The following is a 26107-nucleotide window of genomic DNA, read 5'->3' as shown; positions in this document are numbered from 1 at the left end:
ACCGGACAAAGACTATAGTCAGGAGACAGTCATGGCGGATGCATTGATCCCGGTCGAAGACCTCAGCGAAGAGCAGGCCGGGCAGGAACTCATCCGGTTGGCCGCCGCTATTGCCCATCATGATGCGCTTTATCACGGTAACGACCAGCCGGAAATTTCCGATGCTGATTACGATGCCTTGAAGCGGCGCAACGATGCCATCGAGGCGCGGTTTCCGACTTTGGTGCGCAGCGATAGTCCGTCGCAGCGGGTGGGTGCGGCACCTGCCGGGATTTTCTCGCAGATCACCCATGCAAGGCCGATGCTGTCGCTGGACAACACGTTTTCCGATGAGGACGTGGCGGATTTCGTGGCCTCGGTCTATCGCTTTTTGGGCGTGATGCCGGATAATTCCATCGCCTTTACCGCCGAACCGAAAATCGACGGCCTGTCGATGTCGATCCGCTATGAGAACCGCAAACTCAAGACGGCGGCGACGCGCGGTGATGGCACGACGGGCGAAAACGTCACGGCCAATATCCTGACCATCAAGGAAATCCCGACCGAGCTTCCCGCTGATGCCCCCGACGTGGTGGAGGTGCGTGGCGAGGTCTATATGGCGAAAAGCGACTTTCTGGCGCTGAACGCCCAGATGGAGGCCGAGGGCCGCCAGACCTATGTCAACCCGCGCAATACGGCTGCCGGGTCGCTGCGCCAGCTCGACGCGAAAGTCACCGCCAGCCGCAAGCTGAAATTCTTCGCCTATGCCTGGGGCGAGATGAGCACCATGCCTGCCGAGACCCAATCGGGCATGGTGGATGCCTTTAAGCGCTGGGGCTTCCCGGTCAATCCGCTCACGCGTCGTTTGACATCGGTTGAGGAGATCATCGCCCATTACCGTGAGATCGGCCTTCAGAGAGCCGATCTGGATTATGACATCGATGGTGTGGTCTATAAGGTTGACCGGCTGGATTTGCAGGCCCGGCTCGGCTTTCGGTCACGCTCGCCACGCTGGGCCACCGCCCACAAATTCCCGGCGGAACAGGCCTTTACCACAGTGGAGGCCATCGACATTCAGGTGGGCCGCACCGGCGCGCTGACGCCGGTGGCGCGGCTGGAGCCGATTACCGTCGGTGGCGTGGTCGTGACCAATGCGACCCTGCACAATGCCGATTATATCGAGGGTATCGGCAATGGCGGCGAGCGTATCCGCGCGGAAGGCCATGACATTCGCATCGGCGATACTGTCATCGTCCAGCGGGCCGGTGACGTCATTCCGCAGGTGCTGGATGTGGTTCTGGAAAAGCGGCCTGAGAGTTCGGCAAAGTACGAATTTCCGAAAACCTGCCCGGTTTGCGGCAGCCATGCGGTGCGCGAGAAAAACGAGAAGACCGGCAAGCTGGATTCCGTGACCCGCTGCACGGGCGGTTTCGTCTGCTCGGCGCAGGCCAAGGAGCACATCAAGCACTTCGTCTCCCGCAATGCCTTCGACATTGAAGGGCTGGGTACCAAGCAGGTGGATTTCTTCTTCGAGAGTGAAGACCCAGCGTTGATGATCCGCACTGCGCCGGATATTTTCACCCTCAAACAGCGGCAGGAAGCTTCGTCACTGACCCGACTTGAAAATATCGACGGTTTTGGCCGGGTCAGCGTGCGCAAACTGTTCGACGCCATCGATGCGCGCCGCGAGATTGCCCTCAACCGCTTCATCTTCGCGCTTGGCATCCGTCATGTCGGCGAAACCACCGCCAAGCTGCTGGCCCGCTCCTATGGCTCCTATCAGGCGTTTGCTGACGCCATGCAAGAGGCAGCCCCGAAATTCGGTGAGGCCTGGAACGAGTTGAACAGCATCGATGGCATCGGCGAAGTCGTCGCCGCCTCCATGGTTGAATTCTTCAAGGAACCTCGCAATCTTGAAGTTGTCTCCCGCTTGTTGAAGGAAGTGACTCCACTGGATGCAGAAGCCGTTACGGCAAGCGATAGCCCGGTGGCCGGGAAAACCGTGGTCTTCACTGGCTCACTGGAGCGCTTTACCCGCGATGAGGCCAAGGCCAGGGCCGAAAGCCTTGGTGCCAAGGTGGCCGGATCGGTCTCGAAAAAGACCGATTATCTGGTCGCTGGCCCTGGTGCTGGTTCCAAGCTGGACAAGGCCCGTGAGGTGGGCGTGACTGTCATGACCGAGGACGAGTGGCTGGCGTTGATCGGCGGTTAAATCTGAGCCTTCCGGCCTGCTGGGATAAGGTATTTACCGTGTTGCAACAGGCCCCAAAATTGCTCCACCGGGCCTGTTGCAATATCCCTTGCCCGGGTGCATGTCTTTCAATGCACACAGAAAATCTGTGCCAGGGTTGCTTCCGCCGAGGGGTATCGGGACGGGGCACCTTGAGGTTTTGATCTTTTATGCCGACTTGTAACGCCGCCCGACGGTTTTGCGACGGCATGTTTATCGTGGGGACATTATGCGTTTATTGACAGGTTTGGTGTTGGGCGTGGCTGCTATGGCTATGGCCTCGACGGTTTCTGCTGCTTCCGGCAGCCATCGTTTTCTGTTCGTCAACAAAACCCAGTCGGCGATTGTCCGATTGACCTTCCGTTCTCTGGACGGCAAGGGCGGTAAGGTGGAGGTCTTGAACGGCCACAGCCTTGGCAAGGGCCAGAGCCGGGTTGTCTCTGTCCCTAACGATGGCACCTGCAAATATGGTGTGCTGGGCGAGATGGAGCAGGATTCTGGCTATTATGACTTGATGACCAAGGCCGATCTTTGCAGACTTGGTAAGTTTGTTTTCGGAGCCAAGTAAGCCGAAAGGGAGTCTATCTCCCTGATGGTATCCAGATCTGGATGCAAAGCCGATTCCTGCTCTGCCAGTATACAAAGTCTGTCAGGTTCAAATGAAACCTGACAGACTCTCGTTTTTTGTTTTCGTTTGTCTTTTCGGGAAAGCCGGGGTCCACTTTTCCTAAGGCAAACTCTAAAGCGTGTTGCGGCTTATCAGCCTCAAGCAACACGCTTTAAGTTTTTGTTTTTACGCATGTCGTTACCGCAAAACCGCTGCACACTTTTGCGCGACATGCTCTAGGAAGGCCGGCGCCTGACAAATCTCTGTTCCAGCACTTTGCTTCCCCACTGATTGCCAGTGCGTTCCTCGACGCAAACAAAACCGTGGCTTTCGTAAAGATGTCGCGCCGCCGTCAGGCCGCTGAACGTCCAAAGATGCGTTTCTTCAAAGCCTTTCTCATCCGCAAAGGCGAGGGCGGCGGAGAGCAATTGACGCCCGACGCCTCCGCCGCGCATGCCATCATCGATGATGAACCATCGCAGATGGGCTGTTTTGGCTCCCAGGTCCTCGCCATCGATTGCGATGGAGCCGACGATTTCACCCGATTGCATGGCCAGCCAGATGGCATTTTTCGAGTTCCCCAGACGATTGCAAAAGTCGGCGAGGCCAGTTGCGACAACGCGTTCGAAATGGAGTCCGAAGCCTGCCATTCGTGAATAGTAGAGCGCATGCATCTGCGTGATACGGGCAATGAGTCCTGGTCTGTAGCCTTGGGCAATTTCAATTTCGGGTGCGGTCGCGTCGCCCCGATTGGCAAGAGCCTGAACATACAGGCGAAGCCCGTCAAGAACCCTGAGATTTTCGTGGGGTCTCAATCGGTTCAAAGCATTTGAAACCTGATGGCGCGCAAACGCATGAATGGTTTCGGTTCGCTTCTGCCCGCTTTCGCTCAAGCGCAACCGCTTGATCCGGGAATCGTCCTTATCCACCTCTTCCAACAGATCGCCCGATGAAATGAGCCTGCGGAGCATCCGGCTGACGCTTGACTTCTCAAGGCGAAGACGATGGCCGAGGTCGCGGGCGGTGATGTCAGGACACGCATCGATCTCTATCAAGGCATGCACGGCTGATGGAGGAAGATCCGTTCCAGCAAAATCTTCTCCCATAAAGCCGAGTTCACGGACTAGCTGGCGTGATGAGGCTCGGATAGCTTCGACTTGTGAATGGTCTTGCATCATACCATTTCCATATTGGTTGCATGATGCAACTTTATTGGCATGTGCTGTTTGCCGCAAGCGATTTCGTTTTGGAGGTAAGGTTGCGGGAACAAGGAAGCGTTATTTGACAGCCGCCGGGAACTCCGTCCCCGGCGGCGATCGGTTCATTGGAAGCAGGCGCAATCACTGTATTTGGCCGGGTCCATGGTCCGGGCGATGGCGTTGACGGCGCAATAGGCTGACGTGACGGAGCCTTCCTGCCAGCCGGGCAGGTAGCTCCAGGTATCGCCCGCGCAGAAGAAGCGGCCGTTCTTCTCGAAGGTGGTGATCTGCTGATAGGCTTTTTCGTCTGTCGTCGCCGTATCAGAAGCCCAGCCGCCGACCTGGTGTGGCATATATTGCCAGGCAATGGAGACGCCGCGATAGACTTGGTCGGTCTTTCCCGGATGCAGCAGGCCAAGCCCCTGGCGGGCGGTTTCGACGCGCTGGGTATTGTTCAGCTTTGCGTAGTCTACCGCCAGCGGTCCACGGTTATAGGCACCGGTCAGCACGCCGGTATGGGCGGTGAAATCCTCGGAAGGGTACCAGATCTGGCCGATAATATCCGTTGTCCAGGAAATACCGCCATAGATTTCACTGTCCGTTTCCCAGAAACGATCCTTGCCCTGCCAACCAACCTTGATGGCGGGCGTCCAGAGATTGGGGGTCTTATCATTCCAGTTTCCGGTCTTGGAAAAGGCTTCGAGGCCCTTGCGGAAGTCGGGCGGGACCGGGTAATCGCCAATGATGGTGTTGAGCAGGGAAGGCGCCATGGTGGAAATGCAAAAATCGAACTGGGCCTGTTCGGCTTTCCGGCCAGCCGTTTCATAGGTCACGACCACTTTTTCCCCAGCGGAGGCGATCTTCGACGCTTTGGTCTTGAGCTGCACCAGATGGCCGAGTTTGGGGTGCCGAGGTTTGCTGCCCTTTTTCCATAGGGCCGTGGTCGGAACATCCTGAAGCAGCAATTGTTGCCAGATCCGGTCCATGCCGCCAACCGGCTGCATCAAGGTTGGCTGCCAATCCGTGTTGAAACTGTTGAACAGGAAGGAGCCGGGCGTCAATTCCGGATTGGCCGTGGGATCGCCAACGAAGCCCGAATCGAGGATCTTTTCGAGCCCGATGGCATCCCGCGTCTTTGGCGCATCGCGCCAGCCGCCGGGCAGATGGCTGAAGCCGAGCCGGGTCGTTGTCTGGATCTCGCCGGTGCCTGTCAGGTCCCCGAAAACACGGTAGAGATCCTTGAGCTTCTCGCGGGTCACGGCATTGGTATCGCCCTGCAAAAGCACGCCTTCTTTCGTCACCTTGTACATCATCGCCGCCATTTCACTATAGAGGCTGAATGTGGCCTGGGCGAAGGATACCGGCGCGCCGTTGTTGAACTCTTTGCTCTGCATCAGGTTGGACATCGACTGGAAGAAGTAAGGCTCCAGCGACACGCCGATTTCCTGGCAAAGGGCGATGAGATTGACATGGTTTGAAGGAATGCGGCCCGGCCCGGCATTCAGGTAAAGCTCGACTGGCTTGCCAGCATATTTCTTCGCGGCCCAGGCGTCGTCCATGAATTGGCAAATTTGCAGGTCGGGCGCCGGACTGTCTGCTGTCTCCTGATAGCGGTCCACATACATCTCGGAAAATTCCTGCGTGCCAGGATAATTCTTGAACCACCAGCTCTTGTAGTGCTCGTTCGTCGGGCGCACCGTCAGGCTGCGACCGCCATAGCGGTTGTCGGCCTCAAAGACCTGAACGGAAAAGCCGCTCCGGGCCAGTGTTAGGGCAGCCGTCAGCCCGGCAACTCCAGCGCCTAGGATGGCCACGCTTTTGCCCTTGCCGAAACCGGTCGGCAGATTGGGCTTGCTGGTCCGGTAGGCCGCCTGGGCAGTGCTGAAACCGGTGACGAGAGATGGAGCCGCAAAAGAACCGGCCAGGGCTGTCATGCCGCGCAGCAGCGTGCGGCGGGAAATCGAGTAAGACATCGCAATCCTGTCATTGAAGAGAGGGTGGCGAGCGGCCGGGAACGTCATGATCAAGGTCGGCTCGATCGGAAAAAGAGCCCCTTCCTTCATGGAAAGGAGAATGAGATTTTCTGTGAAATTTCGAGGGTTTTCCTGCGCTCTGCGTTAAGCAGGCAGCACAAATTTGCAACCTTCGGGCGCAATCATGAAGTTTCTAAAATTCCCCGTCAACTCTTGATGGACGGAAAGGATAAACTATTTTTGGTTGTAATGTCTGATCTCGCACTTGGTGCGGTTTTGAAAAAACAAGCCTTCAACGCAGCAGCCCGGAAATCAGGTGTGATTTCCGGGCTGCTGATCTATCAAAATGGCGGGTATAATCAGCCTTTCGGCTTGAAGCTTTTCTTGGCGCCGCCAGCCGGGCCTTCGAACTTGCCCTTTGGCTTTCCTGCATAAGCGGGCTTCTCGCCCTTGCCTGCATAAGCGGGCTTATCGCTCTTGCCCGCATAAGCTGGCTTGTCACCTCTGGGCTTGCCCGCCCAATCGGCCTTGGGCTTGTCCCAGCTGCGGCTGTCGCCAGCGGCATTGGATTTTTTCTTGAAGGAAGACGCAGGCTTGGGGTTGCCCCAGACATCGTCATCGGCCTTGGCCAGGTCGTCCTTGTAGGGGCGGCGCTCGGTGGCTTCCGCCTTGGCGGCATAGGGCTTCTTGTCGCCTTGGCGCGCGCGGGGCTTGCGTTCGGCAAAGTCGCTATCGTCGCGTGGCGGACGGGCTGCGCGCTCCTTTGGCGGCGCGTTGAAGTCGGGCATGCCAGGCAATTGCTTGACGATAATGCCGCGTTCCAGCGTTTTGTTGGGGCCAAGTGCCGTCAGGAACTGGTCGAGATTGGCCTGGGCGATCTCCACGAAGGTTTCTTCCGGCTGCATTTTGATCGCGCCGATTTCGTTCTTGGTGATATTGCCGTTGCGGCACAGCATGGGGATCAGCCAACGCGGCTCCGCACTCTGGCGGCGGCCAACGGACAGCGAGAACCAGACGCTGGGGCCAAACTCGCTGCGCGGGCGCGGCGGGGTGTTGGGCTCATAGGTGTCATTCTCGCGGCGCGGACGTTCCGCCTGGATCTTGACCTCCATCAGGTCTTCCGGGGCAGAGCGAGTGCTGCGATAGGCGCGCAGATAGGCAGCCGTGATCTTGTCAGCACCGTGGGCTTCCAGCAACCGGGCGATGGTGGCGGCTTCTTCCTCGCTAATGGCTTCGCTGAACACCGGATCGGCCAGCAGGCGCTCATCGTCGCGGGCAATCACTTCATCGGCGGAAGGTGGCTTGACCCAGGCAGCCTGGACATTGGCGCCGCCCAGGATGCGTTCGGCCTTGCGGCGCTGGCTCATCGGCACGATCAGCGCCGAGACGCCCTTGTTACCGGCGCGGCCTGTGCGGCCGGAGCGATGCAGCAGGGTTTCGGAATTGGTCGGCAGGTCGGCATGGATGACGAGTTCCAGGCCCGGCAAGTCGATGCCACGGGCCGCAACGTCTGTCGCGACGCACACACGGGCGCGGCCATCGCGCATGGCTTGCAGCGCATGGGTGCGCTCGCTCTGCGAAAGCTCGCCCGACAGGGCCACGACGGAAAAGCCGCGATTGTGCAGGCGGGCGGTCAGATGGTTGACATTGGCGCGGGTGGAACAGAACACGATGGCGTTGCGGGCTTCATAAAAGCGCAGCGCGTTGATGATCGCGTTTTCCTTATCGGCAGGCACGGTCAGCATGGCGCGATATTCGATATCGATATGCTGCTTCTGTTCAGAAACAGTCTCGATCCGCTTGGCATCGCGCTGATAGCTGCGGGCCAGATCGGCGATGGAGCGCGGCACGGTGGCCGAGAACATCAGGGTGCGGCGCTCGTCCGGCGATTCTTTCAGGATGAATTCCAGATCCTCGCGGAAGCCGAGATCCAGCATTTCGTCAGCCTCGTCCATCACCACGGCGCGCAGGCCGGAGAGGTCAAGGGCACGGCGGGTAATATGGTCGCGCAACCGGCCCGGCGTGCCGACGATGATATGCGCTCCACGCTCCAGCGCCCGGCGCTCATTGCGAATGTCCATGCCGCCAACACAGGTGGCGAAAATCGCGCCGGTGTTTTCATAGAGCCATTCCAGCTCGCGCTGTACCTGCAAGGCCAGCTCGCGGGTAGGCGCAATGCACAGCGCCAAAGGCTTGACGGCCCGACCGAAACGGTTTTCGCTACCCAGCAGGGTCGGAGCCAGCGCCAGGCCGAAAGCCACTGTCTTGCCGGAGCCTGTCTGGGCCGAAACCAGCGCATCCCGGCCTTCGAGATCGGTATCGATCATCGCTTGCTGAACGGGGGTGAGGGTGGCGTAGCCACGTTTGCGCAAGGCCTCGGCAATCGCCGGGACGATGCCGTCATAATCGGTCATGGGGGTCATCTCTCGAAATGTCTGTCTTCAGGTCGCGCCAAAAAGCACGACGCCCGCCGATTGCGGGCATGTTTGGGCTGTTCCTACCCTCCCAACCACGGAAAGTACAGGGGGACGGTGGAAAAAGGGGTGGAATGGTGAAGAGGGGGGAGGCGCGTCCTTGGATATCTTGCTTTGTATGAAATCCAAAATTGATAATAGGGCTTAAGAATTACACCCATAAATAAGTATATTCGAAAATTTTAAAATATGTATTGTGCGCGTGTTAATCCATATAATTTGGGAGGTAAAATGCGTACTATCATTCTGTCTATCATGGTCCTGATTGGAATGTCAGCCGTTTCCTATGCATCTTGCAATCAGCCTGATGATAGGGCTTCAGATGGCAGCCGTTGCGGTGGTCGCGCTGCTTCTGAGCGTCCCGGTGGAAAGAGCTGATTTTAAAGTCCCTGCAATGTCGGATAAATAAAACGCCGTGCGCTTGGATAAGAGCCGCGGCGTTTTATTGTCTTAATTAATTTAAGGACGAAGTCCTTAAACCCGCACTCGCGCCATGGCATAGGCATCGACAAAGACGCCGGCGCGCAAGGCAAAGGCGCGGTGGGTGCCTTCACGGATGAAGCCGAGGCGTTCGTAAAGGGCAATGGCGGCGGCGTTGTCTGTAAACACCGTTAGCTCCAGGCGACGAATATTCAGCCAGTCCTCGGCAATCGCCACCAGCTCGCTCACCAGCGCCCGGCCAATGCCGCGCCCTTGATAGGCATCGTGAACGCCGATGCCGAGACTGGCCGTGTGGCTGCGGCGACCTATGCCCTGCATGAAGCCTGCATTGCCAACCACGATATCATCCATCACCGCGACCAGCGATACACCGTTCGCTTGGCGGTTTTCGATATATTTGCGGACATCCTGTTCCGTCGGATAGGGCAGGCGCAGCGTACCGGCGCGGACGCCGGGCAGGCTTTGCAGGGCGGCAATGCCAGCGGCATCATCAGGTGATTGGGCGCGAATAAGCAGCCCATCCGTCCAGCTTGCATTTGCTGCCACAGAGACGTGTGTGGCCAGAGGGGCATTTGCAGCAACGGGTGAGGCGGGTGGTGCGAGAGAGGAATTGTCCGGCACGGCTGGTCTCCAAGTGAGGCGAGGGAGCAGCGGTGCTTTCAAAACCCTGCTCTACTCGGCAGGGTTTGTGGGATGATCGCTTTTACATCGTGACGATGTGACGACGGCCCCACGTTCCCTGCGGAACGGTGGTGAGGACGGTCATCAGATGGGTCGAGCGATTTGCGATCATGTGATGAATTGTCCCGCACGACATGACGCATGTCAAGACATCCGGAGGCATCGATACGAAAAGGCGTTTTTCTCTTCGATCTACAATTTAAACTGCGCATTTATTAGCAATATTTAAACAACTATCCTCGAAAACTAACGGGTATATTAGCGTTCGTATTCGCTCAATCATCTCGATTGCACAGACGGCAAATGTCCTCGCTTGGCTATTGATGGAGTAAGACAGCATGGCACGATTGAGCCTTTCCCGCAGCCTTGCGCTTTTCGGAGCCAGCCTGTTTCTCGGGCTTTTACTGTCCAGTGGCATTATGTTTTATGCCTTGGTGACACTGAAGGTGAATGGGCCGGTCTATGAGCGGATTGTGTATGCCAAGGACATGATCGCCGATATCCTGCCGCCGCCGCTTTTCGTCATCGAGGCCTATGTGGCGGCAGTGGATGCAGGCGCCGCGCCGCAAAGGCTTCAGGCCAATGCCGAGGAGCTGGCGCGGCTGCGGGTAAGCTTTGACACGCGTATTGCGTTCTGGCACGGCGTGACGCTGCCGAAGGCACTGGACACTCTGCTGCGCAATGAGGTGGAACCCGCAAGCGCCATCTTTTGGCGGGAAGTGGAAACAGTTCTGCTTCCGGCCTTGAAAGCGGATCGCGCTGCCGATGCCGGGCAAAGTCTGGTGAAGCTGCGTACGCTGTTTCTGGCGCAAAAGGCCGCGGTAGAAAAGCTGGTGCAGGCCTCCAATGAAGATTTGCAGACCGTGGAACACGATGCAGCGTCGAAATCCATGACCTGGCAGGTGCTTGCCGGCACGGCGACGGCGGTTTCCATCCTCGTTCTCTGCGTCGGCCTCTATGCTTTCCGCCGCTCCGCCATCGGGCCGATGCAGGACTTCCAGCGGTTCATGACAGTGCTTGCGGAGGGGAATTTCGATCTGACCGTGCCGTTCCTGAACCGGCATGACGAAGTCGGAAAAATGGCGAGAGCCGGTGCCGTGCTGCGCGAAGCCGCCATCGAGCGGCGGCGGATGCGCGAAGCCGAACGTATGCGCGCCGAAGCCGACTTGCAGCAAGGGACGGAGCGATTGGCAGAGCAGGCTGTGCAGGCTAAGGCGCTCAAGCACGTCGTCGACGATCTCGGCGCGGCGTTGGAGCGGCTGGCGCAATTCGATTTGCGTATGACGCTCGATCATCCTTTTGCCGATGATTTCGAACCGCTCCGGGTCAATCTCAACAAGTCTCTCGGACTGTTCCAGTCGACCGTTGCGGATATCCTGGGCAAGGTGGAACATGTAAAAGCCAACTCCGCTGATCTCTACAACCAGGTGACCTCGATTGCCGAGAGAACGGAAAGCCAGTCTGTGGCCCTGAAGCAAGCCGCTTCGGCGATCAGCCAGATCAGCGGCAATGTTGATGTCAATTCGTCGCGGAGTGCCGAAACGAAGGGCCAGACAATTGAGGTGCGTGGTGCCGTGGAACGTTCGGCCACCGTGGTGCAGCAGGCGGTGGCGGCTATGTCTCGAATCGAGGATGCCTCCGGCAAGATTGCCTCAATCACCGGCGTTATCGATGAAATTGCCTTCCAGACCAATTTGCTGGCGTTGAATGCGGGCGTGGAGGCAGCCCGGGCCGGAGAAGCGGGCAAGGGCTTTGCCGTCGTGGCGCAAGAGGTCCGCGATCTGGCGCAGCGCTCTGCCAATGCCGCCAAGGAAATTGACGCCTTGATATCGACTTCCAGCGCGGAGGTTACGCAGGGTGTCGAACTGGTCCGGCGAACCGGGCAATCCTTAAGCGAAATCCAGAACCGGATCACGGGGATCGCCGTCGGCATTGAGGCGATAGCCGACAGCTCCGCATCACAATCCGCCAGCCTCAAGGACATGACCGACATGGTCCGGCAAATGGACCAGATGACCCATGAAAATGCAGATCTGGCCAATGCCTGTAGCGGCACAGCTCACACGATGAGCGACAGTGCCGAAGGGTTGAAAAAGCTCGTCGACCGCTTTCTTCTGGCTGACAGGCAAGGCGGGGTCACGACGGGGCGGCGTGATCGGGCGGCTTGATGGGCGCTCAGCTCGCTCGGTTGTCCTGTCCTTGTCTCTTGCGTGTCAGCTCGGATCAGGAACCGGACACGGCGCGTCTCGTCACATGTCGCAACCATTCCTGCATCAAGGCCAGATCCCGTTCCTGCGGGTCCCAGCCGTGGCCGCAGGGCAGAAGATGATAAGAGGTTGGTGCCCCAGCCGCCACGAGTTGCTCAGCAAGGATCGCGCCGTCCTGAGGGGTGCGACGGCTGTCGGTTTCGCCTGATATAACCAGCACAGGACAGGTCACGGACCGAGGAAAGGGTGACGCCGGAGCCGGTGATAAGCCCCGCAGCAGGATGGCGCCGTCGATCAAGTCCGGAAAATCGCGAAGAACGGCTGCGGAGAGAATTGCGCCATTTGAATATCCGATCAGGATCGGCTTTCGCTCGGCGAACCGTTGCGTCAGGCTTTCGAGCAGCAAGCTGATTTCGCTGGCCGAGCGCGCCAGGTCGGCCAGATCCAGCGTCCTGTCCGGATTGCGCCGGAAAAATGCGTATTTGCCTTCCCAGATGATATTGCCGCGCACACGGACGATGGGCGAGCCGGGGCCGATGCGTGCCGGAATGTCTCCCCAGCATGTTTCATCCTGGCCGCTGCCATGCAGCATGACGATTGGGCTGCAGGTTTCATCCGGTTGGTCTATTTCGCAGTGGAATCCGGAGATTTTCGACATGCCCGTCCCTCCTCACATTGCTCGAATCGCTCCCGCACCATAAAGGGGATCGATGTCAACGCCATTGCAGCCCAAAATCATCGCAATCGATTTCGAGACCGCCAATGAAGAGCGGGGCAGCGCCTGTTCGGTCGGGCTGGCCTTTGTCGAGAACGGGCAGGTGGTGCGGGTGGAGGAGCGGTTGATCCGGCCAAAGACCATGCGGTTTTCATCCTTCAACATCGCCATCCACGGGATCCGGCCTGATCATGTCGAGGATGCTGGCGAGTTTCCCGAGGTAATGGACGAATTCGCCGATGATTTCTCGGGCGCGATGGTGGTGGCGCATAATGCCGCCTTCGACCTGTCGGTGTGGCGGGCAAGTTGCGATCTCTATCGCCAGCCCTATCCAAGCCTGTCTTACGTGTGCAGCGTCAAGCTGGCGCAGAAGGTCTGGCCGCAATTGCCCTCCCATCGGCTGAATGTGCTGGCGGCACATCTGCAATTGTCCTTCCGGCATCACAATGCAGCCGAAGACGCGTCTGTTTGCGCGCAAGCGGTGATCGCGATGATGGAGCGCCGGGGCGCGCAGGACCTGGGCGAGCTTGCTGGCATGATGGGGATTTCCATCGGACGGCTGTTTCCAGGCGGGTATCAGTCCTGCTCGGTGCGTAAGCCAGCGCGGGTTTCGGCTTGACGGTTTTTGGCATGGCATTGCCGCGCATCTTGTAACGTGATGGCGAAAGCATATCTCTGCCTGAGTATTTCTCGGAGGCTGTTATGTTCAAATCACCTAAGCTGCTGCTGGCTGCCGCTTTTGCAGGACTTCTTGGTACGCCTGCCATGGCTGATGTGGTCGGCAAGGTCGGTGTCGATTGGGTGGGCAACGATATCGTGGTTGAGGCAGTGGCCGATCCGCAAGTGAAAGGCATTACCTGCCATGTCACCTATTTTGATCGCTCGCTGATCGATCGGCTGCATAAGGGCAATTGGTTTGAGGACCCATCCAACAATTCCATCGCCTGCCGCCAGACCGGGCCGATCGAGATCGGCGATATCAATCTGTCGAAAGGTGGCGAGGAAGTGTTTCGCCAGGGCCGGTCGCTGATCTGGAAGACGCTGGTCGTCAACCGGATCTATGACAAGGACAATGACACGCTGGTCTATCTCGTCCACTCCCGGCAGGTGGTGGACGGGTCCGCGAAAATGGCGATTTCGACCGTGCCGCTGTTCAATCAGAGCGTAACTTGGAAGAATGGCAAGCCCTGATTGTAGGGCTTGCTTTGATGAATGCCAAAGCAAATACCAAAAAAGGTCAGGATTCGTAGCGGATGAGCCGCGAATTCGGGCGTATCGCGGCTTTATTGGTGCGCCCTTATGGTGCAGATTAATCCCCAGCGGGGCGCTGGGGAGTTGCAGCGTCATGGGTTTGTTGTAACGCTTTTGTCTGCGGATCGTCTGTTCCTTAAGCCGTTACCGGCTTGAGAGCGTTTCCGATAACGTGACGGTTGTTACGAAGCTCGTGATCTACCGCTTGTCTGCCAAGGCCGCTGATCTTTCTCCTGGGATCACCAGTCTGGAGATGTTGAAAGTCGCCTCCATGCCACCGGGGTTGACTTCTATATTCGAGAGTCTGTCCGGCTCAGATTGAACCGGACAGACTCTCGATTGTTTTGTTTTCAAATGTCTTTCTCGAAAATCAGGTCCACTTTTCTTGAGGTGAGCTCCGAGTTGTCTGTTCTATCCGCGCAGACAGGTTTGCCAGTCGGTGCGGCATCTCGTGAAGTGACAACCTTGTTTGACCTACTTGACGTAAACGATCTTGCCGCCATTGGCGGCGGTTTGCACCCAGATGACGTTTTTCACCAAAATGCCCCGAACCTTCATGGCCTCGCGCAACACGGGGTTGCCATTGACTTCGGCCTGCGATGTCTCGATCATTTGGCGTGAGGGATAACGGACCAGAAGCGGCAGGTCATTGCCGTGGCCGGGCGGATGCTGATAGATACGCTCCACCGACACGCCGTCATTATAGCGCTTGCCAAACAGGATGTCGGGGAGGGTAAGCTCGCCCGCCATTGCGGGCACTGTAAAGCCTATCGCCAGGCTTGCTGCGATTAGAAGTGCCGAAATCTGTTTTTTCTTCATCATTATTCTCCTTACAGGCATGTCGCGCAAAAGTGTGCAGCGGTTTTGCGATCACGATATGCCCAAACAACCCATGTCGCGCAAAACTCCAAGGCCGTTTTGCGGCGGAACCCCGCGTTTCATGACTGCGACCAGCGTGCAGATCTCTTAAGACATATAGAGAGCCGATAGCGGCAATTTCAGCCCTGCCACCATCATAATTTTAAACGCACGAAACCACCGGTTCGGTGCCATCACGTCCGAACCGGCGGTTTCTTGTTTTTTCGACTTTTCAACCGAGCTTACGCTCGACCGACCAGACACCTTGCCGATCAGGCGGCGTTGGCCAACTCGTCGGCGATAACCGTGTCGAGGTTGAGGAAGCAGACCATGGATTTTTCCAGCGCCACGATGCCGCGGCAGAAGGCACGCTGCATTTCCGGGATGATTTCCGGGGCGGGCTGCAAGTCTTCACCGCGAATGGTCATCATGTCGGAGACCTGTTCGACCAACAGGCCAACGAGCTTGCCGGCGATGTCGGTGACGATGATGGCCGAGCGCTCGGACGGTTCGGTCATGCTCATGCCCAGCCGGCAGGCCATGTCGATGACCGGGATGACGGCGCCGCGCAGGTTGATAAGGCCCAGTACGTATGGGGGGGTATGCGGCATCGGGGTGACCGGTGCCCAACCGCGAATTTCACGGATCGCCATGATGTCGATACAGAATTCCTGATCGCCAAGATGGAAGGAAACGATTTCAAGATAGGCGCCGGACTGCTTGATGGCATTGGACATGGTTTAGAACTCTTCCCAGTGGTCGGTTGATGGGGCGGCTGCCGTTGCACGGGCTGGAGCGGAGCCGCTGCCTTTGGTGAAAGCCCCCGCAACCTTGCTCATGAGCTGCTTTGCGGGAGATTGCGTCGGTGCTGAGGTCGGTCTTGCCGGCTCAGGTCTGCTTGATGTCGGTCGCGCCTGGTGTGATCCTGGCCGCGTCTCACCAGCGCCGCCGATCTTGAACTGCCCAACGAGCTGTCCAAGATTGTCTGCATCGCTGGCAAGCGTATGACTTGCCGCATTGGTTTCTTCGACCATGGCGGCATTTTGCTGCGTGACCTGGTCCATCTGTCCGACGGCGGAATTGATTTCACTCAGGCCAACTGATTGTTCGCGCGCCGAGGTTACAATCGACTTAACGTGATCGTTAATTCGGAGCACATCTTCGCCTATTTTATGCAAAGCCTCGCCGGTGGCGGTCACAAGCTCGACCCCGGTGCGCACTTCGTCGCTTGATTTGGTGACCAGATCCTTGATGGTGCGGGCGGCTTCCGCAGCGCGTCCGGCCAAGGCGCGCACTTCCTGGGCAACCACGGCAAAGCCTTTGCCTGCATCCCCGGCGCGGGCGGCTTCGACGCCGGCATTCAACGCCAGAAGATTGGTCTGGAAGGCGATCTCGTCAACGACGTTGATGATCTTGCCGATTTCGCCGGTGGCGCTTTCAATCCGCTCCATGGCAGCCATGGCGTCGGAGACGACGGCACCGGACTGTTCGGCATAGGTCTTGGCATTATCGACCATGTGGCTGGCATCTTCGGCGCGCTGCGTGCTGGTGCGAACCGTTTCGGTAATCTCAGCCAGTGCTGCCGATGTTTCTTCCAGCGATGCGGCCTGCTGTTCGGTGCGGCGCGCCAGATCGTCGGCGGCGGAGCGCATCTGATTGGCATTGGCCTGGATGGAACTGGAGTTGATGGAAATTTCGCCCATGACATTGCGCAGATGGGTGGTGACAAGGTTGAAATCCGTGCGCAGGCGTTCGACTTCCTGCGGGAAAGCTTCATCGACCACTGCCTGCAAATCGCCCTCGGCCAGTCGGTTCAGGCCCTTGCCCAAGGCATCGACGGCGGCTTTCATCCGGTCGCGCTCGGCAGCGGCTGCGGCCTCGCTCTCGCGCATCTCGGTTTCGCGGCTCTTTCGGCTGTCTTCAGCCTCGGCTTCCAGCGTGCGTTTGTCGATGACGGCTTGGCGGAAAATATCAGCCGATCGGGCAATGTCACCGATTTCATCGCCGCGCGCCAGACCGAGGATCTCGCTGTCATAATTGCCGTCGATAATATTCTTGAGGCTGGTGCGGACATTGCGGATGCCGTTGACGACCGAACGGGCATGGATGATCTGCAATCCGAGAACCAGGAAAAATGCAATCAAACCGATGGTGATCTGCATGGTGATGGCGCTTCTGGACGCCTCAGTCGCGGCAGCCACGCGGCTTTCGACCAGTTTGCCAGCGGCGGAGGAAAGATTGGCCAACGTGTCGCTCAGCTTGCCGCCGGCGCCATCGATGACATCGTCAATCCGGGCATAATCCTCTTCCGGAGCCTGGGTTTCCACCAGTTTCTTCAATTCTACCGTGACTTCCTGGCGGAGCTTCTGCACATCGCTGTCATAGCTTGCTATATTTGCGGACTGTCCCACATCTGCGGCGACCTGCTTGACGGTGGCAGACCCATTGGCAAGCGCCACGCCAGCCTTGTCGAAAATGCTCTGGCGGTCCGGCTGGACTTTGCCTTCCTCGCGGTCAATGATCGTATCCATTGCGGCAAGGGTGATCTCACCATTGGCAAGCCGCAATTCGTTGACAATCTCGAGCTTGTTCTTGAGTTCTATCGCCCGGTTCAACGAGTGATCCAGTTGGCTGCTCTTGTAATAGCCGACGGCCAGCATGGCCGCGATGGCGCAGATGGCAGCGCCGCCCAAGGTCATCAGACGCTGGCCGACGGAAAGGCCTCGGCCGGAAATTGCGTTGCTCATGAATATCCCCGCATGGCTCAGTTGACGTGACCGGGTCGGTCCTATGGAACATGCTGTGCGGAGTTTAGAAGGACTGCGCTCTCCCCAAGGAAGGGCTGCTGTCATTGCTGAAACCGCCGCATCTTTCACGTCCAGCCTTTTGCCGGTCAGCGATCTTTGCAGCAATCCTCCAAGGACATCATGTCCTGACGGCGTAAGGCCGACATGCAGGATGACTGTCTCTCAAGACTATTAAGCTTCTACTAATACTATTCCCGATTGATGATTTAATTCTATCCAGCGCCACACAACTCCTGTGGTTTGGTCGTCGCCATAAGCCCGCAGCACGGTTGCGGGCGACGATATGTCTCGGGGGTGCGGCACTGGATTTTCCAGCTTTGCGGTTTGTTTGATTTGCCTTGCCTATCCCTCGGCTTGTATGGAAGAGCGTGGATCGGGCGCGTTTAATCATGCCGCCGGGCTTTGGAAATGCTGGTCTTTGGAAATAAACATTGAGTGAAGCGATGAAGAGACTGCGGATCGGGCTTTGGATATTGGTGGCGGCCTCGGCAGCTTTGCTGGGGTATCTGACGCTTGAAATTGGCCAATCGAGCCGCACGGTGGGCGAGGCGGCCTATGGCGTGCCCTTTCAACTGGTCGACCAGCGGGGACAGGCCGTCAGCGAGCAGGTGCTGCGCGGCAAGCCGAGCGCGGTGTTCTTCGGCTTCACCCATTGCCCCGAAGTCTGCCCGACCACCCTGTTTGAATTGGATGGCTGGCTGAAACAGGTCGATCCGCAGGGCGGCCATCTGAATGCCTATTTCGTTTCCGTCGATCCTGAACGCGATACGACCGAGATCCTGAATACCTATGTTTCGAATGTTTCCGACCGGATTACCGGCATCACCGGAGCGCCCGACAAGGTCATGGAGATGGTCAAGGGCTTCCGTGTCTATGCCAAGAAAGTGCCGGTCGATGAGGCCAATCCGAACGGCGATTACACCATGGACCATACAGCCTCGGTGTTTCTGCTGGATGCGCAGGGCCGGTTCAAAGGCACGATTGCCTATGGTGAAAACCCGGAAACCGCCGTCCAGAAGCTGCAAAAGCTGATGAAGGGCTGACCGCTCGCCGATACTTGGAGAGGCGATGCCTGTCCTGCTTTGATGTTGCAACGGCGCGTCAGGCGTTGTACCGGAAGCGGCAGGAACGTGGGCGTTTAATCAGCCCGCCCCATAGGGAATATCGACCGTGAGCGAACTTCGTTTTTTCACCAGCACCACCGAAGTGCAGGCCAATCACATTCTCGACCTCTTGAGCCTGGAGTTCGGCGAAGAGGATTATGCGATTGCCACCACGGAAGTCGATGAAAAACGCGATATCTGGGAAACATCGATCTACCTGATGTTCGATGAGGAAGACGATATACTGGCGCGGGTGAATGCGGCGCTGGTCGCGGAATTTCCGGATCTGCCGGTCGAGCGTGAAGTGATCCCCGATATCGACTGGATCGCCAAATCGCTGGAAGGCCTGACGCCTGTCAGGGCCGGGCGGTTTCTGGTGCATGGCTCCCATGACCGCGATAAGGTCCGTCCCCATGATCTGGCCATCGAGATTGATGCCGGTCAGGCTTTCGGCACCGGCCATCATGGCACGACGGCTGGCTGCCTGGAAATGATCGATAGCGTGGTGCGTGCCCGCAGGCCCCGCAACGCGCTGGATCTGGGCACCGGCAGCGGTGTTCTGGCCATCGCTGTGCGCAAGCTGGTCAACGTGCCGGTACTGGCCACTGATATCGATCCGATCGCGGTGCGGGTGGCCAAGGAAAACGGCACGCGCAACGGCGTCCCCAACGGTATCGAGTGGCGCACCGCTCCGGGCTTCCATTCAACGGCTTTTGGTGAATTCGGGCCTTTCGACCTGATCATCGCCAATATTCTTGCTCGCCCTCTGATGAAGATGGCGCCGCAGCTCGTCACTCATCTGGCTCCGGGCGGTTCCGTCATCCTCTCCGGCATTCTGGCATCGCAGCGCTGGAAAGTGATCGCCGCCTATAATGGCGCGGGGGTGAAGCATGTGCGCACCATCTGGCGCAATGGCTGGGTCACTATTCACCTGCAATAGTCCGACCTTTAAGTGGTTTTCGGCCTGCGATGATTGTGTGCGGTGCAGCAGTGAATAACGCGCATGGCTTGTGCGGGCTAACTCCCGGCAGACTTGTGCCATCAGACTGGCGTTTTCAGAAATGTCGCTTTTCACAAAAAACAAAAAAGGCGGCACCGCCATGCCGCCTTTTTCTCGATCAGGTTTCCCTGATCAACCCGCGAACCCTGGGAGGAGAGGCTCAAGCGGGTCCCGTAGCCGGGACTGTCTTCGACAGGTAAATGGCCGCTCGACCCGCCTCCACAGCGGTAGCGTCGCATAGGCCATTTCAGGATGCTATTAGATTGCAGCGCGAACCGAGCCGTTGCGGACGGTGCCAGTGCGGGCATCGCCAGCCAGAATGTCACGCGACAGGGAAGAAGCGCCGGTCAGACCGTTGCGGCCAATCTGACGGCCGAGCGGCATGGCGCGGGTCGGAGCAGAGGTGCGGATCGGGCTGGTCATCAGAGGTCTCTTCGGTTATGTTTAGCATGTTGCGTTGCGGTGCTTCTAATCGGTTTAGCTGATTTGCGACAGCGTTTTGCTGGCATGGGAGCCATGCGCTCAGCGCATCGATTATGATGCTGTCAGACTCTTTGTGGTCAAAAAACCGTCACAATCTGCCTCCGACGGGCCGGATAGGGCGAAAAGCGGGGCAAAGGTGACGGAAAGGCTGTCATTTCAGCGCCGCTGTTATAGGTTGGCAGCAGTTTTTGACAGTGTCGGACAAGTCTCATGTTCCAAAGTTTTGACGTTACCTCCACTCCTCAATTCGGTCGCGACCGTGTCGCGGCGCTGCGTGACCGGTTTTCGGGGCTGGGTATTGATGGTTTTCTGATCCCGCGGGCCGATGAATATCAGGGTGAATATGTTCCAGCCTCAGCCGAACGCCTGTCCTGGCTGACCGGCTTTACCGGCTCGGCGGGCGAAGTTCTGGTAACGCAGAGCCAGGCCGTGGTCTTTGTCGATGGCCGCTATGTCACGCAAGTGCGCCAGCAGGTGGATCTCGACGTGTTTACGCCGGGCGACCTGATCGATGAGCCTCCGGCCAAGTGGATCCCGGCCCATGCACCGAAAGGGTTCCGGCTGGGCATCGATCCATGGATGCATACGGTGGCGCAGGTGTCGCGGCTGGAAAAGGCGCTACACGAGATCGGCGGCACGATTGTGCTGGTCGATGAAAATCCGCTCGATGCGGTCTGGACCGACCGTCCTGCCGAGCCGTTGGGCGCAGTATCGATCCAGCCGATCTCGGCCGCCGGGGTCGACGCAGGTGAGAAGATTGCCAAAATCGCCGATGGCCTCACAGCAAAAGACGCAGCGGCGGTGGTGATCACCGATCCATCGTCGGTGGCCTGGATCTTTAATATTCGTGGCCAGGATGTACCTCACACGCCGCATCCGCTATCGCGGGCGATCATTCATGCCGATGGCAAGGCCGAACTGTTTCTGGACCGGCGCAAGACGAATCTCGAGGTCGAGACCTATCTCGATGGTCTTGCCACCCGGCTTGATCCGCAGAATTTCGTTTCGCAATTGGCAATGCTGGCCCAGACCGGCGCCCGCATTCTGATGGACCCGGATCTCTCGCCAGCGGCATTGGCACGTCTGGTGGCGAGCCGGGGTGGCAAGGTTGTGGATGGTGCCGATCCGGCCAAGCTTGGTCGGGCGGTGAAAAACCTGGTTGAATTGAATGGCTCGGCTGCCGCCCATGTACAGGATGGTGTGGCCGTGGTTGAATTCCTCAGCTGGCTCGACCGGCAACCGGCGGGCAGCGCGACGGAAATCAGTGCAACGCGGGCGTTGGAAACCATCCGCGCCAAAGTGGGCGAGCGGATGCAGAACCCGCTGAAGGATGTGTCTTTCGATACGATTGCCGGGGCAGGCGAACATGCCGCCATCATGCATTACCGCGTAACGACGGAAAGCGACCGGCCGATCCGGGCAGGCGAAATGTTCCTGGTCGATTCAGGCGCGCAATATGTCAACGGCACCACGGATATAACCCGCACGCTTGCGGTCGGCGCGGTGCCGGACGATCAGAAACGGTTCTTCACGCTGGTGTTGAAGGGCATGATCGCCATCAGCACAGCGCGTTTTCCCAAGGGGACGCGCGGCTGCGACCTCGATCCGCTGGCGCGCATCAACCTGTGGAAGGCCGGGGCGGATTTCGCCCACGGCACCGGCCACGGTGTCGGCTCGTTTCTGTCGGTGCATGAGGGACCGCAACGCATTTCCCGGCTTTCCACCCAGGAATTGCTGCCAGGCATGATTCTCTCCAATGAGCCTGGTTACTACCGGCCCGGTCATTTTGGCATCCGGATCGAAAACCTGATCTATGTGCGCGATCTGGAGCCGGTGAACGGCGGCGACCTTGATATGATGAGTTTCGAGACGCTCACCTTCGCGCCCATCGACCGCTACCTGATCGTTGAGGACATGCTGACCCGTGAGGAACTGCGCTGGCTGGACGATTACCACGCCCGCACACGAGAGCAGCTTTTGCCGCTGGTGGAGGGTGACGATGCCCGAAGCTGGCTGATCCGGGCAACCGAGCCACTGGCGCGGTCCGCTACTGCATAATTCTTTAAACCGAGATCGGTTTAAAGAGAAAATTATGCAGCAGATATAAAGAGCGACAGCGAACCTTTATGCGCCATATATGGCGCACGGCTCTGTATGTAAAAAAAGCGAAGATGCATATGCATCTTCGCTTTGGGCATGTTCGCTTTGAAAAACGATAGAGGTGGAAGAAGGGTGATTAGCGCCCTCTTTCTTCGCTTTCGCGGATGGCCTCATCCAGTGCCACTTCCAGCAGATAGCTCAACATCTCGCAGCGGGCGGCGTCTGACGCCTTGATCAGCTTTTGCAGGTCCTCGGCAATCTGATGGATGGAATGGGCGTTCGCTGCCGGTTCCTTGCCGCCAGCAATCAGTTCCAGTCGATGACGTTGATGACCCATTTAAAAACCCCTCTCAATGCATTCCGCCTTTTTGCCGCATGACGCCATCAATCAGATTGCCAATCAGACTGCCCTCACGTGGTTACGAAACGAATCGGCAAGGAAAACGGTTGCGACGACAGGGTTCTACCATAGGTTATTTATATTAAATATAGCTGAATAAGAGATACGAACTGTAAAACAAGCCTCACCCCAGTTTCAGTGGCTTTGGTGAGGTGATTGCCGCAGGGGGGAGCCGATAGGGATCAGGCCATGAACTGGCGGATCAGCACGGCGGCACCCCAACCGGTGAGCAGCATGGGAATCAACGAAAAGCGCAGGCCAACGACGAGACCAAGCAGCATGGCGAATTTCACCTCCATGCCACCGGCGTAAAAGGCCGGGGCGACCAGCGTGGTCAACACGGCGGCAGGAACGGCGTTCAACGCTGCATCGACCCTGGGTGGCAGGGTCTTGAAACGGCTGATCACCAGATAGCCGCCAGCGCGGGTGAGGTAGGTGGCAAGGGCGGCAGCCAGAATGATCGCCACCATAGAGGGGTCAAGATCCATCATTGCGTCACCTCTTGTCGATCATCAAGGGCCGCCTGCGGCTTCGGCGGCAGCAGGGCTGCGGTAACTATGCCCGCCAGTGCACCAAGGCTGACATGCCAGGGCGAACCGACGGCATGCATGGCGAACACTGCGGCCACGGCGCTGACGGCAACCACGATCAGGAAGTTCGGGCGCTTGCGAAAGCCAAGCACGCTGCCCATGAAATAGACGGGCAGCAGCACGTCGAGGCCAACCACTTTCGGATCACCGATCAGGCTGCTGAACATTGCGCCAATCGCCGAAAATCCGACCCAGGGAACATAGATGGCCAGCGCAAAGCCCATATACCAGCCGAAGGAAACGGACTTGCCACCTTCGGCATGTTTGACGGTTTCGGCAAATTGCGGATCGGTCATGAAGAAGAAGGCGATGGCCTTTTGCATTCCGCTCAGCCGTTGGAAATAAGGGCCAATGGCCGCCGAATAGAGGATATGGCGGAAATTGACGGCAAACACCGAGAGCACGATCAGCCAGGCTGGAACGTTATTGCCGAACAGATCGATGCCGACCAATTGACTGGCGCCTGCAAAAACCGTCGCACTCATCAGCGTCGCCTCAGCCACCGATTGGCCATGGGCGGCAGCGACTGCACCAAACAAGGCGGCGAAGGGCAATGTGGAAAGCGTGATGGGTGCGCTTTGGCGCGCGCCATCGGTAAAGTCTGACATCGTCTTTTCCTAGAGCATTTCCAGCAAAAGTGCGGTGCGGTTTTGCGTCCGGAAATGTGTTGAAACAAACAGTTAGAGTATTTATGCGTTTCTATGAAACGCGGAAATTCTCTAAATGGGCATATGTCTTGGGGTGGGCTGTTTTCAGGTGGGATCTTCTTTTCCCTCCCAAGAATGAGGGGTGGATTAGAACATCATTGCGAAACGAGCAAATCAATAGGAGTGATCCTGCGTTGATTTCCATTGATGCGTGCTCATAGTCATGCCCTATTCCAGCCGACCATTCTTGTCGAAAAGGAACGTTGTGAATGCCGAAGCCCGATGATGTGAAAGCGGATTTTTCAAAAGACGAACTGGCTCTGCTGGTTTCACGGCTGCAAAAACACTTGGCGAGTGAACATGAGGTCGAGCTTGGACGGTTCGAGATCGAAAGCCTCATCGATTTTCTGGCCGGAACGGTCGGTGTGCATTTCTACAACAGAGGCCTTGCCGACGCCCAGACCCTGCTGGCCGAGCAGATCGACCGCTTCAATGACGGGATCTACCAATTGGAGCGGACGGTGGCGTCTTGAGGGGCGTCTTGAGGTTTGCGCCATGGTGGGCGTATTTTTTCTGATAAATTTTTTTGATTGAAAAATGGGCATAATGCAATTAAAAGGGGCATTTTTCGTTGACTTGATGCTTTCTAGAATTTAAAGCGCACCCTATTGATCTGGCAACCTTTGCGAGTATTTGGCGCATGGGAATTATCGAAGCGCCTGATCTGCTTTTTTGCCGGGGGGAGTGCAATATGATGTTTTCAGACGGGATTGAGGATTATTACGACGTCCTGGTGATTGGCGCCGGATTGGCGGGGCAGACGCTGGCATTATCTGTGGCGCGGGAGAAGCGGGTTCTCATCGTCTGCAAATCCGATCTCGGCTCTGCCGCATCGAATTATGCCCAGGGTGGGATTTCTGCGGTCTATGCGGCAGACGATACGCATGACAAGCATGTCAGCGATACGTTGATTGCCGGATGTCATCTGAATGACATCGACAATACGCGCTATATCGTTGAGAATGGCCGTAAGGCCGTCGAGTGGCTGATCGAACAGGGTGTTCCATTCACCAAACAGGATGGCGACTATCACCTGACCCGCGAAGGCGGCCATGGTGAACGGCGCATTTTGCATGTCGATGACATGACCGGTCGCGGAATTCAGACCAGCCTGTCCTCCCACCTTCTATCTCATCCCAACATCACCGTGCTTGAGAATTGCGCAGTCACGGATCTCATCCGGGGCGATGCCGAGAAAAACACCTGCATTGGCGCGGTGTTGATCGACCCGAAGGGTGTCGAGCGCCGCATCGCATCCAGCTTCACGGTTTTGGCCACAGGCGGCGTCGGCCCGATTTTCTCGCATACGACATCGCCAGCTCAATCGATCGGTGACGGTATTCCTCTGGCCTGGAGAATGGGTTGCCGTGTCGCCAACCTGGAATTCATGCAGTTCCATCCAACCTGCATGTACTATCCCGGAGGTGACGCTTTTCTGATCACGGAGGCCGTTCGGGGCGAGGGCGGCATTTTGACGCTTCCCGATGGCTACCGCTTCATGGCCGATTATGATGAGCGTGCAGAGCTTGCGCCAAGAGATGTGGTTTCCAGAGCCATTTACAGCGAGATGAAGAAGAACGGCATTCCATCCGTCAATCTCGACATCAGCCATAAGCCAGCGGAATTCATCAAGGGTCATTTCCCGAACATTTACCAGAAATGTCTGGAGCGAGGGATCGACATGACGAAGGAGCCGATCCCGGTGACACCCGCTTCGCATTATACCTGCGGCGGTGTCTATGCGGAGATAAACGGACGAACCGATGTCGATCGCCTTTATTGCCTCGGTGAGGCGGCCTATACCGGCTTGCATGGCGCGAACCGGCTGGCATCCAACTCCCTGCTGGAATGTGTGGTCATGGCACGGGCTGCGTCACTCGATATCTTGAGCGGCAGTGACCTGCTGAACGTCTCGCTGGTACCGGCCAAACAGCACCCGCATATCAGGGCGGCGGACGGAATGAAGCGCGATGCCATGGTTCTGATCAAGCAGGAAATCAGAACGGTGATGTGGAATTATGTGGGCATCGTTCGTAGCCAGGACTCGCTTCATGCGGCCCGCAGAAGGATCGACCTGCTTCATTCGGAAGTCGAGGCGATGTTGACATTGCATCCCCACTCTTTCGACCTTAGCGACTTGCACAACATGGTGGTGACGGCGCGTATTGTCATCGACAGCGCCTTGTCGCGGTCTGAAAGTCGCGGATGTCATTACAACAGCGACTTTCCGAATTCTCGTCAGGAGTCCGGCCCTACCGTCCTCTGCTTGGCAGACCAACACGCCAGCGTCGCGGCATAGGAT

23 protein-coding genes are annotated in these 26107 nt (G+C 57.7%); 11 read left to right on the top strand and 12 right to left on the bottom strand.

Features of this window, described 5'->3' with window-relative positions; all coding sequences use genetic code 11:
* The first annotated feature begins 31 nt into the window (after positions 1–31).
* Positions 32–2191, top strand: a complete 2160-nt coding sequence (ligA, locus tag AVCG78_RS09560; protein WP_071584882.1) for an NAD-dependent DNA ligase LigA — start codon at positions 32–34, stop codon at positions 2189–2191.
* A 247-nt stretch (positions 2192–2438) separates the two neighbouring features.
* Positions 2439–2777 carry a hypothetical protein gene (locus AVCG78_RS09555; RefSeq protein WP_139191550.1) on the top strand — a complete coding sequence of 113 codons (339 nt, stop codon included), beginning with the start codon at positions 2439–2441 and terminating at the stop codon, positions 2775–2777.
* Between the two features lie 275 nt (positions 2778–3052).
* Here AVCG78_RS09555 and AVCG78_RS09550 read toward each other — a convergent pair whose 3' ends face one another.
* On the bottom strand, positions 3053–3994 hold the full coding sequence (locus AVCG78_RS09550; RefSeq protein ID WP_071206533.1) for a bifunctional helix-turn-helix transcriptional regulator/GNAT family N-acetyltransferase: 942 nt from the start codon (positions 3992–3994) through the stop codon (positions 3053–3055).
* A 143-nt stretch (positions 3995–4137) separates the two neighbouring features.
* Positions 4138–5988 (bottom strand): flavin monoamine oxidase family protein, encoded by a 1851-nt coding sequence (locus AVCG78_RS09545; RefSeq protein WP_234665052.1) that lies wholly within the window; start codon positions 5986–5988, stop codon positions 4138–4140.
* A 24-nt stretch (positions 5989–6012) separates the two neighbouring features.
* Between AVCG78_RS09545 and AVCG78_RS09540 the strand changes: the two genes are divergently transcribed.
* Positions 6013–6423 carry a hypothetical protein gene (locus tag AVCG78_RS09540; RefSeq protein ID WP_174089688.1) on the top strand — a complete coding sequence of 137 codons (411 nt, stop codon included), beginning with the start codon at positions 6013–6015 and terminating at the stop codon, positions 6421–6423.
* On the opposite strand, the gene AVCG78_RS09535 is transcribed toward AVCG78_RS09540, so the two are convergent.
* Positions 6348–8402: a DEAD/DEAH box helicase gene (locus tag AVCG78_RS09535; RefSeq protein WP_071206537.1), complete on the bottom strand. Its 2055-nt coding sequence runs from the start codon at positions 8400–8402 to the stop codon at positions 6348–6350. The genes AVCG78_RS09540 and AVCG78_RS09535 overlap by 76 nt on opposite strands.
* A gap of 534 nt (positions 8403–8936) precedes the next feature.
* A complete protein-coding gene (locus AVCG78_RS09530; RefSeq protein WP_081355403.1) occupies positions 8937–9419 on the bottom strand; it encodes a GNAT family N-acetyltransferase in 483 nt (160 codons plus the stop codon).
* A gap of 503 nt (positions 9420–9922) precedes the next feature.
* Here AVCG78_RS09530 and AVCG78_RS09525 point away from each other — a divergent pair.
* Positions 9923–11752, top strand: a complete 1830-nt coding sequence (locus AVCG78_RS09525) for a methyl-accepting chemotaxis protein (protein ID WP_015916486.1) — start codon at positions 9923–9925, stop codon at positions 11750–11752.
* A gap of 55 nt (positions 11753–11807) precedes the next feature.
* On the opposite strand, the gene AVCG78_RS09520 is transcribed toward AVCG78_RS09525, so the two are convergent.
* Positions 11808–12449: an alpha/beta hydrolase gene (locus AVCG78_RS09520; RefSeq protein ID WP_071206539.1), complete on the bottom strand. Its 642-nt coding sequence runs from the start codon at positions 12447–12449 to the stop codon at positions 11808–11810.
* A gap of 52 nt (positions 12450–12501) precedes the next feature.
* On the opposite strand from AVCG78_RS09520, the gene AVCG78_RS09515 reads away from it, so the two are divergent.
* The gene (locus AVCG78_RS09515) at positions 12502–13125 is read left to right on the top strand and encodes a 3'-5' exonuclease (protein WP_015916484.1); all 624 of its coding nucleotides are present in this window, start codon (positions 12502–12504) and stop codon (positions 13123–13125) included.
* A gap of 83 nt (positions 13126–13208) precedes the next feature.
* Positions 13209–13697: a CreA family protein gene (locus AVCG78_RS09510; protein ID WP_071206541.1), complete on the top strand. Its 489-nt coding sequence runs from the start codon at positions 13209–13211 to the stop codon at positions 13695–13697.
* A 534-nt stretch (positions 13698–14231) separates the two neighbouring features.
* On the opposite strand, the gene AVCG78_RS09505 is transcribed toward AVCG78_RS09510, so the two are convergent.
* From AVCG78_RS09505 to AVCG78_RS09495, 3 genes are all read right to left on the bottom strand, one after another.
* Entirely contained in the window at positions 14232–14579 is a 348-nt protein-coding gene (locus AVCG78_RS09505) for a hypothetical protein (protein ID WP_143049400.1), read from the bottom strand.
* A gap of 308 nt (positions 14580–14887) precedes the next feature.
* On the bottom strand, positions 14888–15352 hold the full coding sequence (locus tag AVCG78_RS09500; RefSeq protein WP_015916481.1) for a chemotaxis protein CheW: 465 nt from the start codon (positions 15350–15352) through the stop codon (positions 14888–14890).
* Between the two features lie 3 nt (positions 15353–15355).
* Positions 15356–17362, bottom strand: coding sequence for a methyl-accepting chemotaxis protein (locus AVCG78_RS09495; RefSeq protein ID WP_071206545.1), 2007 nt, complete (start codon positions 17360–17362; stop codon positions 15356–15358).
* A gap of 503 nt (positions 17363–17865) precedes the next feature.
* Between AVCG78_RS09495 and AVCG78_RS09490 the strand changes: the two genes are divergently transcribed.
* Both AVCG78_RS09490 and AVCG78_RS09485 read left to right on the top strand, forming a co-directional pair.
* Positions 17866–18465, top strand: a complete 600-nt coding sequence (locus AVCG78_RS09490; RefSeq protein ID WP_015916479.1) for an SCO family protein — start codon at positions 17866–17868, stop codon at positions 18463–18465.
* 127 nt (positions 18466–18592) lie between these two features.
* A complete protein-coding gene (locus AVCG78_RS09485) occupies positions 18593–19465 on the top strand; it encodes a 50S ribosomal protein L11 methyltransferase (RefSeq protein WP_071206547.1) in 873 nt (290 codons plus the stop codon).
* A gap of 318 nt (positions 19466–19783) precedes the next feature.
* Here the strand turns inward: AVCG78_RS09485 and AVCG78_RS09480 are convergent, their stop codons facing one another.
* Positions 19784–19948, bottom strand: coding sequence for a hypothetical protein (locus tag AVCG78_RS09480; protein WP_156546304.1), 165 nt, complete (start codon positions 19946–19948; stop codon positions 19784–19786).
* Between the two features lie 270 nt (positions 19949–20218).
* On the opposite strand from AVCG78_RS09480, the gene AVCG78_RS09475 reads away from it, so the two are divergent.
* On the top strand, positions 20219–22066 hold the full coding sequence (locus AVCG78_RS09475; protein WP_071584880.1) for an aminopeptidase P family protein: 1848 nt from the start codon (positions 20219–20221) through the stop codon (positions 22064–22066).
* Between the two features lie 178 nt (positions 22067–22244).
* On the opposite strand, the gene AVCG78_RS09470 is transcribed toward AVCG78_RS09475, so the two are convergent.
* The 3 genes from AVCG78_RS09470 to AVCG78_RS09460 form a co-directional block, all read right to left on the bottom strand.
* Positions 22245–22445, bottom strand: a complete 201-nt coding sequence (locus AVCG78_RS09470) for a hypothetical protein (RefSeq protein ID WP_041696788.1) — start codon at positions 22443–22445, stop codon at positions 22245–22247.
* A gap of 245 nt (positions 22446–22690) precedes the next feature.
* Positions 22691–22996 carry an AzlD family protein gene (locus tag AVCG78_RS09465; protein WP_060717914.1) on the bottom strand — a complete coding sequence of 102 codons (306 nt, stop codon included), beginning with the start codon at positions 22994–22996 and terminating at the stop codon, positions 22691–22693.
* Positions 22996–23706, bottom strand: coding sequence for an AzlC family ABC transporter permease (locus AVCG78_RS09460; RefSeq protein ID WP_071206550.1), 711 nt, complete (start codon positions 23704–23706; stop codon positions 22996–22998). The genes AVCG78_RS09465 and AVCG78_RS09460 overlap by 1 nt, the downstream gene beginning before the upstream one ends.
* A 308-nt stretch (positions 23707–24014) precedes the next feature.
* Between AVCG78_RS09460 and AVCG78_RS09455 the strand changes: the two genes are divergently transcribed.
* Together AVCG78_RS09455 and nadB are read left to right on the top strand one after the other, a co-directional pair.
* Positions 24015–24278, top strand: a complete 264-nt coding sequence (locus tag AVCG78_RS09455; RefSeq protein ID WP_015916474.1) for a DUF2164 domain-containing protein — start codon at positions 24015–24017, stop codon at positions 24276–24278.
* A gap of 218 nt (positions 24279–24496) precedes the next feature.
* Positions 24497–26104 carry an L-aspartate oxidase gene (nadB, locus tag AVCG78_RS09450; RefSeq protein ID WP_071206614.1) on the top strand — a complete coding sequence of 536 codons (1608 nt, stop codon included), beginning with the start codon at positions 24497–24499 and terminating at the stop codon, positions 26102–26104.
* Positions 26105–26107: the final 3 nt, after the last annotated feature.

It is taken from the genome of Gillisella vitis (genome assembly GCF_021559775.1).
In the GTDB taxonomy this organism is placed as follows: Bacteria; Pseudomonadota; Alphaproteobacteria; order Rhizobiales; family Rhizobiaceae; genus Allorhizobium; species Allorhizobium ampelinum.
The sequence above is the reverse complement of the archived record's forward strand: the minus strand, read 5'-3'. Positions and strand labels throughout refer to the sequence as shown.